We start from the raw sequence: 14,605 nt of genomic DNA, 5'->3' as shown, positions 1-14,605 counted from the left end.
CTTGGAATATATGCTGTGATTGACAGCTACAGGTCGTATAAAAAAGGGATATTCAAAGAGTACAGGAAAATGGCACCCTTTGTGATCCATTATCGAAAAGACCGATCGTTTCTTCCTCATGTTATAGGTAATGCCCTGCTGGGTATTGGCATGATCGGTTTTGGGATTTGGTTTTGGTTTTTCACTCACTAACGGTTTTTGTACTGCAGTATTTTTCACTCATTAATGCACCAGCATAACGCGATGCAGGTTGCTCTGAGGAGGTAATTTAACAATATAATTTCAATCGGATTTTTCCTGGTTAGAGTCAATGATTTCCTTTCTGAACACCTACAATGGCACGGTGAAAACTGTAATTTGACCAAGATAGACTGTACTAGTCTATTATAATTCTAAGGCGTGGACTTGAATGTCCCTGACATGTCATGATGTCGTTTGGTTAAATTTTTGTATATAGCCGCAGGCTGTAGCAGATACAAATGGCATACATATTCAGGCGATAAAAGATGGCATATCTGGACTATTTATTTAAGTTTATGGAAGGGAATCCGGCGCTCGCCGTGGGTTTTAACATTATTTTGCTGATTGTTTCCGGCATGTTTACCCACATTTTGTGCAAATTCCTGCTGATCAAAGTGGTGCGAAGAGTCTTCTTTGCCAGCCACAAGCAGGATGTGCCGCTGGAAAAAGACCGCCGCATCGCCGAGAAGCTGTCGAACTTTATGCCGGTGATTATCGTCTATTACGTTCTGCAGTTTATGCCGAATATGCCGCCATCGCTGGTGACGGCGATTAATACCTTCTGCGGCATTTTGTTTTTTATTTTCCTGTCGATCTTCTTCAATGAAATGCTGGATATCGTCAACAGCTCTTACGTCCGCAAAAGCAAACGTAAAAATCATTCTATTAAGGGCTATATCCAGATAGGGAAGATTTTAATTCACGTTATTGCCGCAATTATGATTCTTGCGGTGATGTCGAATAAATCACCCGCCATTATTATTTCCAGCCTCGGTGCCGTGGCTGCGGTGCTGATGTTAGTGTTTCAGCATACTCTGCTGTCGCTGGTCGCCAACGTCCAGCTCTCTTCGAATGACGTCCTGCAGCTGGGCGACTGGATTGAGATGCCCGACAAGAATCTCAGCGGGGAGGTCACCGATATTGCGCTGCACACCATCACCATCCGCAACTGGGATAATACAATCTCACGTATCCCGACCAAAAACTTCCTCACCGAGACCTACACCAACTGGCAGGCGATGTTTTCTTCCGGCGCGCGGCGGATAATGCGCAGTACCAGCATCGATCAGCACTCGGTTAACTTCCTCTCTCAGGAGATGCTGGCGCCGATGTTGTCTGTTCGCGGAGTCAATGAGCCGCTGGCGAAACTGCTTGATGGCCGTGATCCTGGAGGAGTGGCCGACAGCTGGTTTATTGATAACGGACTGACTAATTTAACGCTGTTCCGCCACTACCTGATGGCCTATCTCGCCGAACGGCCGGACATTATTAAAGACATGTACATTGTGGTGAGAACGCTGAAGCCGTCACCGTCCGGCATGCCGCTGGAAATATATTGCTTTACCTCGTCGATTTATTGGATGGATTACGAAAATACGCAGTCAGAGATCTTCGAATATATCACTGCGGTGGCCGGGAAATTCTCCCTGCGTCTGTACCAGTATCCGGCGGGGCACGATTTCTGGCGGCTATCACAGGAAAGAAGCGGCCGGGATAGCGCGCGATAAATCTCCTGCGGGCCTGCATGTCAGGCAGGCCCGGACACTCTTCTTATTTCTCAATTTCATCCAACGAAGAAAAATCAATAACGAACTGTTTAAGCAGGCGTTCAAGCTGTACACGGTCTTCCGGTTGCCATTGCTGGAAAACTTTCTGGTAAATTTCTTCTCGCGCCGCGTCAATCTTATCTGTCATCGCTTTACCCACTGCAGTGATAACGGCTTCATTAATCCTCTTATCTTTCGCGTTCTTCTGCCGCTGTGCCAGGCCCGCTTCTTCAAGCTTTGTGACCTGACGGCTGACCGTGGTGTAATCGCGGCCCACTCTGTCTGCCAGTTCGACGACACCGATAGGACCAAACCGGCTGATTTGAACCAAAAGAGGAAACAGTGCGCGATCGAGATTAATTGTCGACGCTTTAATCATTAATTCATCACGTTGCGGGCGATTAAACACGCCAACAAGGGTGAGTAATGCATCATGCAGATCGGAAAAACTCTGAGTATTATGTGTATTTTGCACGCTTTTTATTGACGCCGACTTTGGTTGAATTTAATGTGTGCATTATACACATAAATCATATTGGCGACAGGTGAACATTCAAATGAAAGCAGCGATTATCAACCAGCAGGGCGAAAAGCCGGTGTACGGTGAGTATCCCGATCCCCAGGCCAGCGATCGTCAGGCCGTTATTACCGTCACAGCCGCCGCGATTAGCCAGTTGGCAAAATCACGCGCGGCTGGAAAGCATTACAGCTCGATGACCTCTGCTCCCTTCATTCCCGGGATTGACGGGACCGGTTACCTCAGCAACGGCGATCCGGTGTACTTCCTGTCATTTAACGCTCCCTGGGGAAGCATGGCGGAGAAAACGCGGGTTTCACTGGACAATGTTGTGCACTTACCCGCAGGACTGGACCCCGTACTTGCCGCGGCGATTGCAAACCCCGGGATGTCATCCTGGGCTGCGTTAACGCGCCGGGCAATTTTACAACAGGGCGAAACGGTTCTGATCAATGGCGCAACCGGCACGTCGGGCGGTCTGGCCGTCCACATCGCTCGCTGCCTGGGGGCCGGGAAAATTATTGCAACGGGGCGAAATAAAGATGTTCTGAACAAATTACGTGAAGAGGGCGCGGATGTTGTGTTAACGCTGGACTCCCTGCCATCTGAATTACCCGCCTTAATGGCTGAGGGAATTGACGTTGTTCTTGATTATCTCTGGGGTCAAAGTGCACTGGATATTATGACGGCGGCCGTTGCCGGTGGCGCAAAAACCGTGCGCTTCGTTCAGATTGGCTCACTTAGCGGCCAGGAAATTAACCTGCACAGTAAATTGCTGCGTTCATCAGGCTTGACGCTGATGGGGAGCGGGTTGGGTAGCGTTTCAGATGCAGAATTGATTGCCGCGATAGGTGAGCTTTTTCAGGCAGTATCCACCAGTGGCTTGTCTGTTCCGTTTATACAACGTCCTCTGGATGAGGTGGGAGAAGCCTGGGCCGAAGACGACAGCCGCTGTCGGACCGTTCTCATCCCCTGCAACGATCCTGACAGGAAATGGCGTTGATCGGTCGGAATAAGGTCTGACATCCGGACTGAGTCAGGCGCTTCAGTTTCCGCGCCTGGCGTATCGGGGCTGGCCGGAACACGGACCCGCTGTCACTTCCCTGTCCGCTCGGCCTCGCACTTCCCTGTCCGCTCGGCCTCGCACGTCCCTGTGCTCGGACGGTCCGCTTTTCCGGCCAGCCCCGATTGCTTTAAGCATTGATGTTGCTGCATCAATAACGGTATCTTTTCTGCCAGCAACATAATGATCTGAAAGGGAGACAGTGATGGGACAGATTAGCCGGGTTTATGCGGTATGGATGGCGGTAATGCTGATAACCGCCTGCACCAGTAAGCCAAACCTGCCGCCAACCGATACCATTGTGGCGGTTAAACCGACCCAGTCCGGTGTTATCGCCAGCTCGGCAAAATACGGTTATCGTTTTGTTCGTGATGGCACGCCGCAGGAATATCAGCGTTACAAGACATTTTACGAACGTTTCAATCAGCAGGCTTCCGGCGTCAGAGTTAACTTTTTGGTTAAAGAGCATGAGGTGACGGCGGAGTACCTGGTGGTGATGGATAACCGCAAGCTGGACGCCGGGCAACGTGACGTGCTGGTCAATCAATATAAGGCGGTTCCCATTGATAACGATCGCCTGGGCGTCCTGTTTAAAGCTAAAGGATTTTGGTCCTCCTCCCACGCGCCGGAACTGGCTGCCCCTTACCGGCTAGACAGACCGGTCGTGGTCGCCATCAACGACAAAACCCAAACGCTAAGCACCTTCGGTACCATCGCCCTGATACCGCTGTTGCCACTGTTCCCGCTGTTTATGATGTACGGATGTGCCACGGGTCCGTGTTTGTGATGCTCATACCGCAATAAATATCATATCCAAACCTGCCGCGAAAAATGCGGCAGCAGCGTATTTCATTTAGCTCTCCGGTGCGGCTGGCAGAAAATGGGTAGCCGCACACCGCACACCGCACACCGCACACCGCACACCGCACACCGCACACCGCACACCGCACACCGCACACCGCATACCGCATACCGCATACCGCATTGTAGCTGGCTGCCCGTAGCAGCGCAGATGCTCGCCCCGTATTGCTTGTCAGCAAAACCTCTTCCTCTGCTTGACTCGTCAACATTGCTATCCCTTAGAAACTCGCGAATCCATTGTTTCAAATTTGCAATGATGAGTTGCAAACCATTCTATTTTGAAAATTATCGCACGCGGATATGCTTCTCTCATCGCGACAACAAACGTCGTCGCCAACGACAGATGACCCAATAAACCTATCCATACTTAATTTAAGGAACGACATCATGAGTAAAAAACTTTCAGACAAAATTGCGTTAGTGACCGGCGGCAGTTCTGGTATTGGCCTGGCATCAGCACAGGAACTGGCAGCGCAGGGTGCCACCGTTTACATCACCGGCCGTCGTCAGGAAGAACTGGATGCTGCGGTAGCGTTAATCGGACCGTCGGCCAAAGGAATCCGGGCAGATGCTTCTGTTCTGAGCGACCTCGATACCGTGTTCTCTACTATCTTGAGCGAATCCGGCAGGCTTGACGTGCTGTTCGCCAATGCGGGTGGCGGCGACATGATGCCTCTGGGTGCCATTACCGAAGAGCACTTCGACCGTATTTTTGGCACCAACGTGCGCGGTGTGCTGTTCACCGTACAGAAAGCGCTGCCGTTAATGGCTAAAGGGGCCTCCATCATTCTTACCGGTTCAACGGCAGCAGCGAAAGGCACCGCCAGCTTCAGCGTCTACAGCGCAAGTAAAGCCGCCGTCCGCAGCCTGGTCCGTTCCTGGGCACTTGACCTGAAGGATCGTGGTATTCGCGTCAACGTGGTCAGCCCGGGCCCAATCCGTACGCCTGGTCTGGGCGGTCTGGTTCCTGAAGAACATCGTCAGGGACTGTTCGATGCGCTGGCAGAGGGCGTGCCGCTGGGCCGTTTAGGCGAGCCGGAAGAGATCGGTAAAACGGTGGCATTTTTGGCCTCTGACGATGCGAGTTTCATCAACGCGGCGGAAATTTACGTTGATGGTGGATTAGCGCAGATTTAATTCACGGTCAGACCCACACCTTTAAATTTAAAGCCACCACGGCACGATTTTAAATACGTGCCGATGGGATCGCCTGCACATCATTATGGAGAAATAAAAATGAGCTTTATTACTACCTCTGACAAAACGCGCATCTTTTATAAAGACTGGGGCGACAAAAATGCTCAGCCGGTTATTTTCTCGCACGGATGGCCACTGAGTTCAGACGCCTGGGATGGGCAGATGCTTTATCTTTTGCAGCAGGGTTACCGGGTTATCGCTCACGACCGTCGTGGACATGGCCGCTCCGATCAGCCAGCTTTTGGCAATGATATGGACACTTACGCCGACGACCTGGCCGCCGTGATTAATGAACTGGACATTCAAAATGCGGTTCTGATTGGTCACTCAACCGGCGGCGGTGAAGTGGCTCACTATATTGGCCGCCACGGAACCGGCCGCGTGGCGAAAGTGGTGCTGATTGGTGCCGTACCGCCGATTATGATATCTACCGAGCAGTGGCCTGAAGGCACGGATATTTCGGTATTTGATGGTATCCGTAAGGGGGTATTCGACAACCGCTCAGATTTTTATCTTAATCTGGCGATACCTTTCTTTGGCATGAATCGCGAGGGCGTGGAGATCAACGAAGGTCTGCGTCTGAGCTTCTGGAATCAGGGAATGGCCGGTTCAATTGTCGGGCAGTATGCCTGCATCAGGGAGTTCTCTGAAGTTGACTATACGGAGGATTTGAGAAAAATCACCGTTCCGGCGCTGGTTATTCATGGTGATGACGATCAGATCGTTCCAATTAGCCACTCCGGCCTCTTATCGGCTGATATTATTCCTGATGCTGAACTGAAGATATATCCTGGCGCATCGCACGGGCTTGCGGCAACGCATCAACATCAACTTAATAACGATCTGCTGGCGTTTATTCAGTCGTAGTGAAGCTGTGTTTACCACCTCATTAAATAATGAGGTGGTAATGGATTGCATCCGAATACTGGATTCAGTCGTATCAGACTTTGTGCCTGGCTTATCGGGGCTGGTCGGAACGCGGACCCGCAGTCACATCCCTGTACGCTCGACCTCGCACATCCATGTGCTCGGACGGTCCGCTTATCCGTCCAGCCCCGATTGCCTGCATGCATTGGTGGTGCTGCCTGAAACCATTTATTTTGGCAGCAACGCAAGGATTCAAAAGGGAGACCGTAACGGGACAGGTTAGCCGGGTGTCTGCCGCACGGATGCGGCAGCCAAGCCCCCAGGGACCGGGTTCACGGCGACCCGGCGATCTGCCCGCTACGGTCGCCCGCGAACACTGACCTAACAGCGACCTACGGACAATCACTCAGCCGGATGATACTCAATATTAATCGGCTCATCCGGCAGCTTGGTGAACTTCTGGATAATCTGGTGGTAATCTGCCGTCGGATTCATATCCTTAAACTGCTGCGGATAGAAATCCTTCGCCAGCATCTCAATACCGATAATATTGTACGGATGATTGTAGAAGTGATGGTAAACCGCCGCGACCTTGCCCGCCTTCACCGCCGGAATATCCTTCACCCCGTTACGATTACGCAGGCGATCAAAACTCTCTTTGATCTCCTCAACGCTGGTATTGTAACCCAGCGGGATCACCGTACTGGCTTTGCCACCGCGCTTTGAACCGCTCATCACATAGTAATCAGGATTCATCGAAATCACCTTCTCCACCGCCACGTTACCGCTGGTGCCCGGCAGCAGCTCGGAGCCGATATTGCGTGCGCCCGTCGCTTCAACCAGTGCGCCCCAGCCGTTACGGCCGTGGGTAAAGCAGCAGGCATCGCCGCCGCCGCCGATACCGGCAATCGGCTCAACGAACACCAGGGGCTTCGGTGAAATATCCTTCACCTTATTTTGAATGGCAGTCAGCTTCTGCTGATAAAAATCGGTATAGGCTTTGGCGTTGTCTTCCTGATTCAGCACCTTGCCGAGCAGCGTCACGCTGGCGGCGGTGTTCTGCACCGGGTGCAGTTCAACGTCCACAAACAGCACCGGAATATTCAGCGCCGCCAGCTGCTTCAGCACGCCGGTCTGCTGGAGCGACGGCTTCGCGCGCAGCTGGGCAATCATCAGATCCGGATGCTTAGCGATCACCGTTTCCAGATTCACTTCGCCCTGGTCAGAGAAGCCCATATCCAGGATTTTATCCGCCTGTGGCCAGCGGCTTTTCAGCATATTCCAGCTGCCGGTGTCCTGCTTCTTCATCAGGTTGTTCCAGGAAACCACGCGCTTGAACGGATTATCGCGGTCAAGCAGAGCCAGGCTGAGGATCTCGCGGCCGTCCTGCAAAATAATGCGCTGCGGCTCCTGCTTGATCACCACTTTCTGGCCGTCCATATCGGTTACGGTCAGTGGATAGGTTGTGGCGAAAGCCAGGGCGGGAAGGGTGGTAACAAGGAGAGCGGAAAGCTTCAAAGCCGGAACAGTTTTCATATTCGGAAAGACTCGGAATAATAAGGTGATGATAATTATTCTCATTTTTATCTAAACCGCACCTAAACTTTGTAACTTTTTTATAAAAAATTCACACTTTTACCAGTCCAGCCCCTTCATCTTCGTGTTCGTCTTCAGGTGCATCCGGAATCCCGAATTCGGGATCTGGCATCTGCATTTCGCATCCGTTACCCGATATCCGGCTCCTGCATGCTTGTCCGCATCCGCGGCTTTCTGCCCTCATGGGGTACCTGCAACCCTCTGGGGAGCCTTTGCCCAGTGCGAGCGACGAAGAACCCCATCAAACCACATCGGCTATCTTCCGTTAGTTTTGTCATTGCATTGAAATGTAAGCGTAAATTTAAATAAACTTACTGACGAGTAATAAATTTATACGCAGATTGTGATCCCGCTCGCTTTTCCGTACGGATTGTTTGGACAAAAAAGGCGCAATAAATAATAGTGTTTGAATAATAAATCATGCTCGAATAATTATTCACAGCGGAGATAAAAAAAGATGAAACGTACCCTGCTTACCGGACTGTTGCTTTCTGCCATGACCCTCTCATCAGCCTCTTTCGCGGCGGATAAAGGGTTGATCGTCATCATCACCCCGTCCCACGATAATCCATTCTTCAAAGCCGAAGCCGACGGCGCATCGCAAAAAGCGAAGGCGCTGGGCTACACCACGCTGGTGGCATCGCACGATGATGACGTCAGCAAGCAGAATCAGCTGATTGAAACCGCCATTGGCCGCAAGGCAAAGGCGATTGTGCTGGATAACGCCGGTGCGGACGCGACGGTAGGGCCAGTACAGAAGGCGAAAGATGCCGGGATTCCTACTTTCCTGATCGACCGGGAAATCAACAAATCCGGCGTGGCGGTGGCTCAGATTGTTTCCAATAACTATCAGGGCGCGCAGCTGGGGGCGGAAAAATTCGCCAAACTGCTGAACGGCAAAGGGGAATACGTTGAGCTGCTGGGTAAAGAGTCGGACACCAACGCCGGGGTGCGCTCACAGGGCTATCACGACATCCTCGATGACTACCCGGATATGAAAATGGTGGCTCAGCAGAGCGCCAACTGGAGCCAGACCGAAGCCTTCAGCCGCATGGAAACCATTTTACAAAAAAATCCCAATATCGTTGGCGTGATCTCCGGTAACGACACGATGGCGCTGGGTGCGGAAGCCGCGCTGAAAGCCGCCGGAAAAACCAACGTCGTGGTGGTGGGCTTTGACGGCAGTGACTACGTGCGCGACTCCATTATCAATAAAGGCAACATCAAAGCGACGGTGCTGCAACCGGGCTGGGCGCAGGCGCAGATGGCCGTTGAGCAGGCCGATTACTACCTGACTAACGGCAAAGCGCAGAAAGAAGAGAAGCAGCTGATGGACTGCGTGCTGATTGACGACGCCAACGCCAGCAAGCTGAAAACCTTTAATCTCTCTAACTGATTCGGGAGCCGATGATGGTGACGAAACTTCCGCTCGCCGTTCTGCTGAGCGCCAGTATGCTGCTCAGCGGCTGTACGGTGGTTGACCTTGATGAAAACGGTCAGCCGATCCTGCCAAAGGATCCGGCAGCGAAAGCCAGCTTTAGCAGTCAGACCCCGCAGCAGATCGCGCAGGAGAACTGGGACAGCAGGGTACTGAAAGGGGCGCAGGAGCGCGCCCTCACCTGGAATGACATGAAGAATAAAAGCGCCGCGCTGAAAGCGGAGACCAGCAGCAGCGTCTTTGTGCACGCTGCCGGAACGGTTACTGCGGTCAGCGACGCCGCCGAGCGTGAACGCCTGCTGACGGTGACGATTAATGGCGAATCGGTGCCGGTCGCCATCGGGCCGGTGATCCGCAGCAACGCCATTCGGGATGCGGCCGGCTTTAAATTTGAAGAATTCACCAACCAGGTACAGTTCGCCAGGCTGACTAAAGCGCTGAACCAGCAAAACGTTCAGCAACTGCCGAAGATCGACGGCAGCTGGGTTGGCAAGCCCGTTCAGCTGACGCTGGCCGTGACCCTGCAACCGCAGCGGATAGAGGATGCGGTCGCCGTGGTCATCAAGCAGGAGCAGCCGTAATGAGCCACACCGATCCGATTATTCTGCAAACCCGCGCGGTGTCGATGCTGTTTCCCGGCACGCTGGCGCTGGACAACGTCGACTACCGCGTCTGGCGCGGCAAGGTCAACGTCATTATCGGCGAGAACGGCGCGGGTAAATCCACGCTGATGAAAATCCTCGCCGGGGTGCAGCAGCCGACCAGCGGTGAGATCTGGCTCAACGGCAAGCAGGTGCAGCTCAGCAGCACCCGCGCGGCATCGAAGCTGGGGATTGGCATGGTGCATCAGGAGCTGAACCTGTTTGAAAACCTGTCGGTGGCGGAAAATATTTTCCTTGGCCGCGAACTGCAAAAAGGCGTGCAGCCGATCGATGAAAAAGCGCAGGAGGCACGCACCGCCGAGCTGATGCAGCGGCTCGATCAGGCGATTTCGCCGCGCGAGCTGGTCGCTAATCTGAAAGTGGGGCAGCAGCAGCTGGTGGAGATTGCCAAGGCGCTGGCGGAAAACACCGACATTCTGATCCTCGACGAGCCGACCTCGGCACTGAGTAAAACCGAGGTTGAGATCCTGTTCCGGGTGATCCGCGAACTGACCCGTCAGGGAGTGTCGATTATCTATATCTCGCACCGTCTGGAAGAGCTGATGGCGATTGGCGACACCATCACCATCCTGCGCGACGGCCGCTTCCAGGCGGAAGCGCAGGTTAACGAGATTGACGTGCCGTGGATCGTCCGTGAAATGCTCGGTAGCGAGCCGGTCAGCAGCTTCCTGACCCCCGATCGCCAGTTCGGCGCGACGGTGCTGGAAGCGGAAAACATCACCTGCGTCGGCCCTGCCGGTAACGCGGTGGTTAACGACGTCTCATTCAGCGTTCGCGCCGGGGAAATCGTCGGTATTTATGGCCTGATGGGCGCGGGGCGCACCGAACTGTTCGAATGCCTGCTTGGCACCCAGCCTTCGTATCTTGGCAAGCTGTGGCTGGACAGCAAACCGGTGCCGCAGCGACTGTCGACCGCCGACCGCATCCGTATGGGCATGAGTCTGGTGCCGGAAGACCGCAAGCGCACCGGCATTTTCCCCATCTCATCGGTAGCCAGCAACCTGACGATTGCCAGCCTGTGGCAGCGTCTGGAGCACCGTTTTGCCATCTCTCACAAACAGGAGATAGCGGTGGTCAGCAGCACGGTCAGCAATCTGTCGATCAAAATTTCCTCGCCGGAGGTGGCGATCAACGCGCTGAGCGGCGGTAACCAGCAGAAGGTGGTGATTGGCCGCTCGCTGCTGACCAACCCGCGCCTGCTGCTGCTGGATGAACCCAGCCGGGGCATTGATATCGGGGCGAAGGCCGACGTGTTCCGCATGATGGTCAAGCTGTCAGAGCAGGGGATCGCGGTGCTGTTTTCCACCTCGGATCTGAAAGAAATTATGGCGGTTTCCGACCGTATTCTGGTGATGTCAGGCGGCAAGCTGACCGCCGATATTCCACGCGCGGCGGCAGAAGAGTCCGCGCTGGTGAAAGCAAGTGCACAGGGGTTTTAACATGACACAACTTTCCGGGAAAGCGCAGTCGGCGCCTGCGATGAAAGCCTTTAACTCGCGGGAGGGATTGATCCTGCTGCTGTTAAAAATGCGCACCTTTATTGCCCTGATTTTAATCGTTGGATTCTTCGCCATCACCGTGCCGGACTTCCTCGCCGTCGGTAGCATGGTGATCATGATTAAACATATCGCCATCAACGCCTTCCTGGCGCTGGGCATCACCTTCGTGATTATTACCGCCGGGATTGACCTGTCGATCGGGGCCACGCTGGGGCTGTGCGGGATGATTGCGGGCTGGCTGATTACCAAAGGCATCGTACTGCCCGCCTTCGGCATCGCGATTTTTCCCAGCGTCTGGGTGGTGGTGCCGCTGGTGCTGCTGATCGGCGGGCTTATCGGTGCGGCCAACGGCTGGATCATCACCCGCTATAACGTCGCGCCGTTTATCTGCACGCTGGGCACCATGTATATCCTGCGCGGTGCAGCGATGCTCACCTCCGGCGGTGAAACGTTCCCCGGGCTACAGGGCAATCCGCAGCTCGGCAATACCGGCTTTGACAAGATCGGCTCCGGCTACTTCCTCGGCCTGCCGTGGGCAATCTGGATGATGATTTTGCTGGCGCTGGTCATCGCCTACGTCGCTCGCCGCCTGCCGTTTGGCCGCCAGGTCTATGCGATTGGCGATAACGAGCGCGCCGCCGAACTGTCCGGCGTGCGGGTAAAGCGGGTGAAAATCTTTGTTTACGCCATCTCCGGCCTCTGTGCGGCGATCGCGGGCATCGTGGTGTCCTCGCAGCTGGTGGCCGCCCACCCGGCAAACGGTACCGCCTTTGAGATGAACGCCATTGCCGCCGTGGTACTGGGCGGCACCTCGCTGGCCGGCGGGCGCGGCACCATCCTCGGCACGCTGATCGGCGCGTTCGTTATCGGCTTCCTCGCAGACGGCCTGATTATGATGGGCGTCAGCGAATTCTGGCAGATGGTGATTAAGGGCATCGTGATCATCATTGCGGTGATTATCGACCAGATGCAGAGCCGCATGCAGCAAAAGGCGGCGGTGGTGGCGCAGAAGGCGCTGCTGGTTGAAGCCGAAGCCACGCGGACAGCCTGAGGTCCGACCGTGCCAGCCTGACGTATAGCAAAACGATTTCGACCCCGGACGGGTGACCCCGTTCTTATTTTCATCCCCGGGCGGCGGCGGCGGCGTGATCCGCAGCGTGCCGCCCGGCAGATAAATTAACAACCTTGCAGCCCCGGCTGCGTGATATTCAGCATGGAGAAGACCCATTATGACAACCTACAACTACCCAAAATTTGGCGCTGGTCTCTGGCATTTTGCAAACTACGTTGACCGTTACGCGGTAGACGGCTACGGCCCGGCGTTGAGTACTCTTGAGCAGATCAAAGCGGCGAAAGAGGTCGGCGATCTTTCCTATGTTGACGTGCCGTATCCGTTCTCGCCGGGTGTAACCCTCAGCCAGGTGAAAGAGGCGCTGGCCGATGCCGGACTCAAAGCGATCGGCATCACCCCGGAGATCTATCTGCGCAAATGGTCGCGCGGGGCCTTTACCAACCCGGACCCGGTGGCGCGTGCAGAAGCGCTGAAGCTGATGAACGAAGCGGCGGACGTGGTGCGTGAGCTGGGTGCCAGCTACGTAAAAGTCTGGCCGGGCCAGGACGGCTGGGACTACCCGTTCCAGGTCGATCACAAGCAGCTGTGGAAGCTGGCGGTAGACGGCATGCGCGAGCTGGCGTCAGCCAACCCGGACGTGAAATTTGCCATTGAATACAAACCGCGCGAGCCGCGCGTAAAAATGACCTGGGATTCGGCGGCGCGCACACTGCTGGGCATTGAGGATATCGGGCTGGATAACGTTGGTATCCTGCTGGACTTCGGCCACGCGCTGTTTGGCGGCGAGTCCCCGGCGGATTCCGCTCAGCTGATTATCGATCGCGGTCGTCTGTTTGGTATGGACGTTAACGACAACCTGCGCGGCTGGGACGATGACCTGGTGGTGGGTACCGTGCATATGACGGAAATTTTCGAGTTCTTCTATGTACTGAAGATCAACAACTGGGACGGCGTCTGGCAGCTGGATCAGTTCCCGTTCCGTGAAGATAACGTTGAGGCCGCGCGCCTGTCGATTCGTTTCCTCAAGCACATTTACCGCGCGCTGGATAAGCTGGATATTCCTGCATTACAGGAAGCGCAGTCGCGCCAGGATGCGATGCAGGCCCAGCGCATTATTCAGAACGCGCTGCTGTCATCGATCGAAGAGTAATCCCCGCTTCAGAAATCCGTCGGGCAACCGGCGGATTCTCACATTCCTCCCTCTTCAAAGTGTTAAATCCCCGTAAAAATCAGGGTTTGATATCGAAAATCTTAATAAAAATACAAATGAAAATCATTACCATCTGTTTCAAATTTTATATATTCTAAACACACTTCGTTGACGTTGCTGCGCGCGAATCGCGATTTGGCCGATGCATAAAGCCCCGGTTGGATAAACGTTAACGTGTTAACTCTTTGGCCGCGTTAGCGTTTAGCGGCTATCCCTGCTGGGAAACACAGCACTGCAGCAAAGATCGCTGTTATCCAGAGTGTTACTGCGAGGTTTGGTTGATGTGGAACCTGAAAAGCCTGTTTAATAAGCATGCTCAGGAAATTCAACGTTTTTTGCAGAAGCGCGGGCATGGTCCCGACGTGGCTGCGGATTTAACCCAGGATGTGTTTCTGCGGATTTTAGGCTCCGCAGCGCCAAAACGGGATGATAATCCGCGTGCCTATCTGCATATGGTGGCGCGCAGTCTTTCGGTGGATCTCTATCGCCGTGAGAAAATCGCCTCGATCGACTATCTGTCGGAAGAGGCCTACTGCGAGCTGCCGGATGAATCGCCCGATCCGGAAAGGGTGACCTCCGATCGTCAGCAGCTGGCGGTGCTTGACCGTGGTCTGACGGCGCTGCCGGAGCAGACCCGGCGTGCCTTTGAGCTCTATCGCTTAGGGGATATGACCATTGCTGAAGTGGCACAGGAACTGGATTTATCGGTGTCCCATACCTGGACGCTGATCCGCCGTGCCTACCAGCATTTACGCACCACGCTGGATGATGATGCGAAGCACTGATGACTTTGCACAGCGACAGCGCGTGTAATTCCCTATAATCTGAATTACCTT

At 54.2% G+C, this 14,605-nt stretch carries 13 protein-coding genes; 11 read left to right on the top strand and 2 right to left on the bottom strand.

The annotated features are described in order from the left end of the window. Positions 1-506: 506 nt before the first annotated feature. On the top strand, positions 507-1,748 hold the full coding sequence (locus tag OMR58_RS10865; RefSeq protein WP_200560848.1) for a mechanosensitive ion channel domain-containing protein: 1,242 nt from the start codon (positions 507-509) through the stop codon (positions 1,746-1,748). A gap of 43 nt (positions 1,749-1,791) precedes the next feature. Here OMR58_RS10865 and OMR58_RS10860 read toward each other — a convergent pair whose 3' ends face one another. Then, positions 1,792-2,271, bottom strand: a complete 480-nt coding sequence (locus tag OMR58_RS10860; RefSeq protein WP_264546050.1) for a MarR family winged helix-turn-helix transcriptional regulator — start codon at positions 2,269-2,271, stop codon at positions 1,792-1,794. Positions 2,272-2,344: 73 nt separating this feature from the next. Here OMR58_RS10860 and OMR58_RS10855 point away from each other — a divergent pair, with 73 nt between their 5' ends. From OMR58_RS10855 to OMR58_RS10840, 4 genes are all read left to right on the top strand, one after another. After that, the gene (locus OMR58_RS10855; protein ID WP_264545905.1) at positions 2,345-3,307 is read left to right on the top strand and encodes a quinone oxidoreductase family protein; all 963 of its coding nucleotides are present in this window, start codon (positions 2,345-2,347) and stop codon (positions 3,305-3,307) included. Positions 3,308-3,605: 298 nt separating this feature from the next. Further along, positions 3,606-4,154 (top strand): hypothetical protein, encoded by a 549-nt coding sequence (locus OMR58_RS10850; RefSeq protein ID WP_200560863.1) that lies wholly within the window; start codon positions 3,606-3,608, stop codon positions 4,152-4,154. 461 nt (positions 4,155-4,615) lie between these two features. Then, complete coding sequence (locus tag OMR58_RS10845; protein ID WP_105594917.1) at positions 4,616-5,365, top strand: SDR family NAD(P)-dependent oxidoreductase; 750 nt, start codon at positions 4,616-4,618, stop codon at positions 5,363-5,365. Between the two features lie 99 nt (positions 5,366-5,464). Continuing rightward, positions 5,465-6,292, top strand: a complete 828-nt coding sequence (locus OMR58_RS10840; RefSeq protein WP_264545904.1) for an alpha/beta fold hydrolase — start codon at positions 5,465-5,467, stop codon at positions 6,290-6,292. A 402-nt stretch (positions 6,293-6,694) separates the two neighbouring features. On the opposite strand, the gene OMR58_RS10835 is transcribed toward OMR58_RS10840, so the two are convergent. After that, positions 6,695-7,828, bottom strand: a complete 1,134-nt coding sequence (locus OMR58_RS10835; protein ID WP_200560853.1) for an ABC transporter substrate-binding protein — start codon at positions 7,826-7,828, stop codon at positions 6,695-6,697. 517 nt (positions 7,829-8,345) lie between these two features. Here OMR58_RS10835 and OMR58_RS10830 point away from each other — a divergent pair. The 6 genes from OMR58_RS10830 to OMR58_RS10805 all read left to right on the top strand — a co-directional run bounded on the left by OMR58_RS10830 (position 8,346) and on the right by OMR58_RS10805 (position 14,554). Continuing rightward, positions 8,346-9,284, top strand: coding sequence for a D-ribose ABC transporter substrate-binding protein (locus tag OMR58_RS10830; protein ID WP_105594285.1), 939 nt, complete (start codon positions 8,346-8,348; stop codon positions 9,282-9,284). A gap of 14 nt (positions 9,285-9,298) precedes the next feature. Then, positions 9,299-9,907, top strand: a complete 609-nt coding sequence (locus tag OMR58_RS10825; RefSeq protein WP_264545903.1) for a DUF2291 family protein — start codon at positions 9,299-9,301, stop codon at positions 9,905-9,907. Continuing rightward, positions 9,907-11,427 (top strand): sugar ABC transporter ATP-binding protein, encoded by a 1,521-nt coding sequence (locus tag OMR58_RS10820; RefSeq protein WP_264545902.1) that lies wholly within the window; start codon positions 9,907-9,909, stop codon positions 11,425-11,427. Before OMR58_RS10825 ends, OMR58_RS10820 begins: the two co-directional genes overlap by 1 nt. Position 11,428: 1 nt before the next feature. Then, positions 11,429-12,538, top strand: a complete 1,110-nt coding sequence (locus tag OMR58_RS10815; RefSeq protein ID WP_200564084.1) for an ABC transporter permease — start codon at positions 11,429-11,431, stop codon at positions 12,536-12,538. A gap of 178 nt (positions 12,539-12,716) precedes the next feature. Next, positions 12,717-13,709: a sugar phosphate isomerase/epimerase family protein gene (locus OMR58_RS10810; RefSeq protein WP_105594288.1), complete on the top strand. Its 993-nt coding sequence runs from the start codon at positions 12,717-12,719 to the stop codon at positions 13,707-13,709. A 341-nt stretch (positions 13,710-14,050) separates the two neighbouring features. Further along, complete coding sequence (locus OMR58_RS10805; protein WP_105594289.1) at positions 14,051-14,554, top strand: RNA polymerase sigma factor; 504 nt, start codon at positions 14,051-14,053, stop codon at positions 14,552-14,554. Positions 14,555-14,605 lie beyond the last annotated feature (51 nt).

Origin of the sequence: Erwinia sp. INIA01 (assembly GCF_025947915.1) — a bacterium.
GTDB lineage: Bacteria > Pseudomonadota > Gammaproteobacteria > Enterobacterales > Enterobacteriaceae > Erwinia > Erwinia coffeiphila.
This window is presented reverse-complemented; position numbering and strand designations above follow the sequence as displayed.

Bases quoted from the DNA above. Each gene is read 5' to 3' on its own strand.
- OMR58_RS10865 (WP_200560848.1), top strand. From the start codon at position 507: ATGGCATATCTGGACTATTTATTTAAGTTTATGGAAGGGAATCCGGCG.
- OMR58_RS10855 (WP_264545905.1), top strand. From the start codon at position 2,345: ATGAAAGCAGCGATTATCAACCAGCAGGGCGAAAAGCCGGTGTACGGT.
- OMR58_RS10850 (WP_200560863.1), top strand. From the start codon at position 3,606: ATGGCGGTAATGCTGATAACCGCCTGCACCAGTAAGCCAAACCTGCCG.
- OMR58_RS10845 (WP_105594917.1), top strand. From the start codon at position 4,616: ATGAGTAAAAAACTTTCAGACAAAATTGCGTTAGTGACCGGCGGCAGT.
- OMR58_RS10840 (WP_264545904.1), top strand. From the start codon at position 5,465: ATGAGCTTTATTACTACCTCTGACAAAACGCGCATCTTTTATAAAGAC.
- OMR58_RS10835 (WP_200560853.1), bottom strand. From the start codon at position 7,828: ATGAAAACTGTTCCGGCTTTGAAGCTTTCCGCTCTCCTTGTTACCACC.
- OMR58_RS10830 (WP_105594285.1), top strand. From the start codon at position 8,346: ATGAAACGTACCCTGCTTACCGGACTGTTGCTTTCTGCCATGACCCTC.
- OMR58_RS10825 (WP_264545903.1), top strand. From the start codon at position 9,299: ATGGTGACGAAACTTCCGCTCGCCGTTCTGCTGAGCGCCAGTATGCTG.
- OMR58_RS10820 (WP_264545902.1), top strand. From the start codon at position 9,907: ATGAGCCACACCGATCCGATTATTCTGCAAACCCGCGCGGTGTCGATG.
- OMR58_RS10815 (WP_200564084.1), top strand. From the start codon at position 11,429: ATGACACAACTTTCCGGGAAAGCGCAGTCGGCGCCTGCGATGAAAGCC.
- OMR58_RS10810 (WP_105594288.1), top strand. From the start codon at position 12,717: ATGACAACCTACAACTACCCAAAATTTGGCGCTGGTCTCTGGCATTTT.
- OMR58_RS10805 (WP_105594289.1), top strand. From the start codon at position 14,051: ATGTGGAACCTGAAAAGCCTGTTTAATAAGCATGCTCAGGAAATTCAA.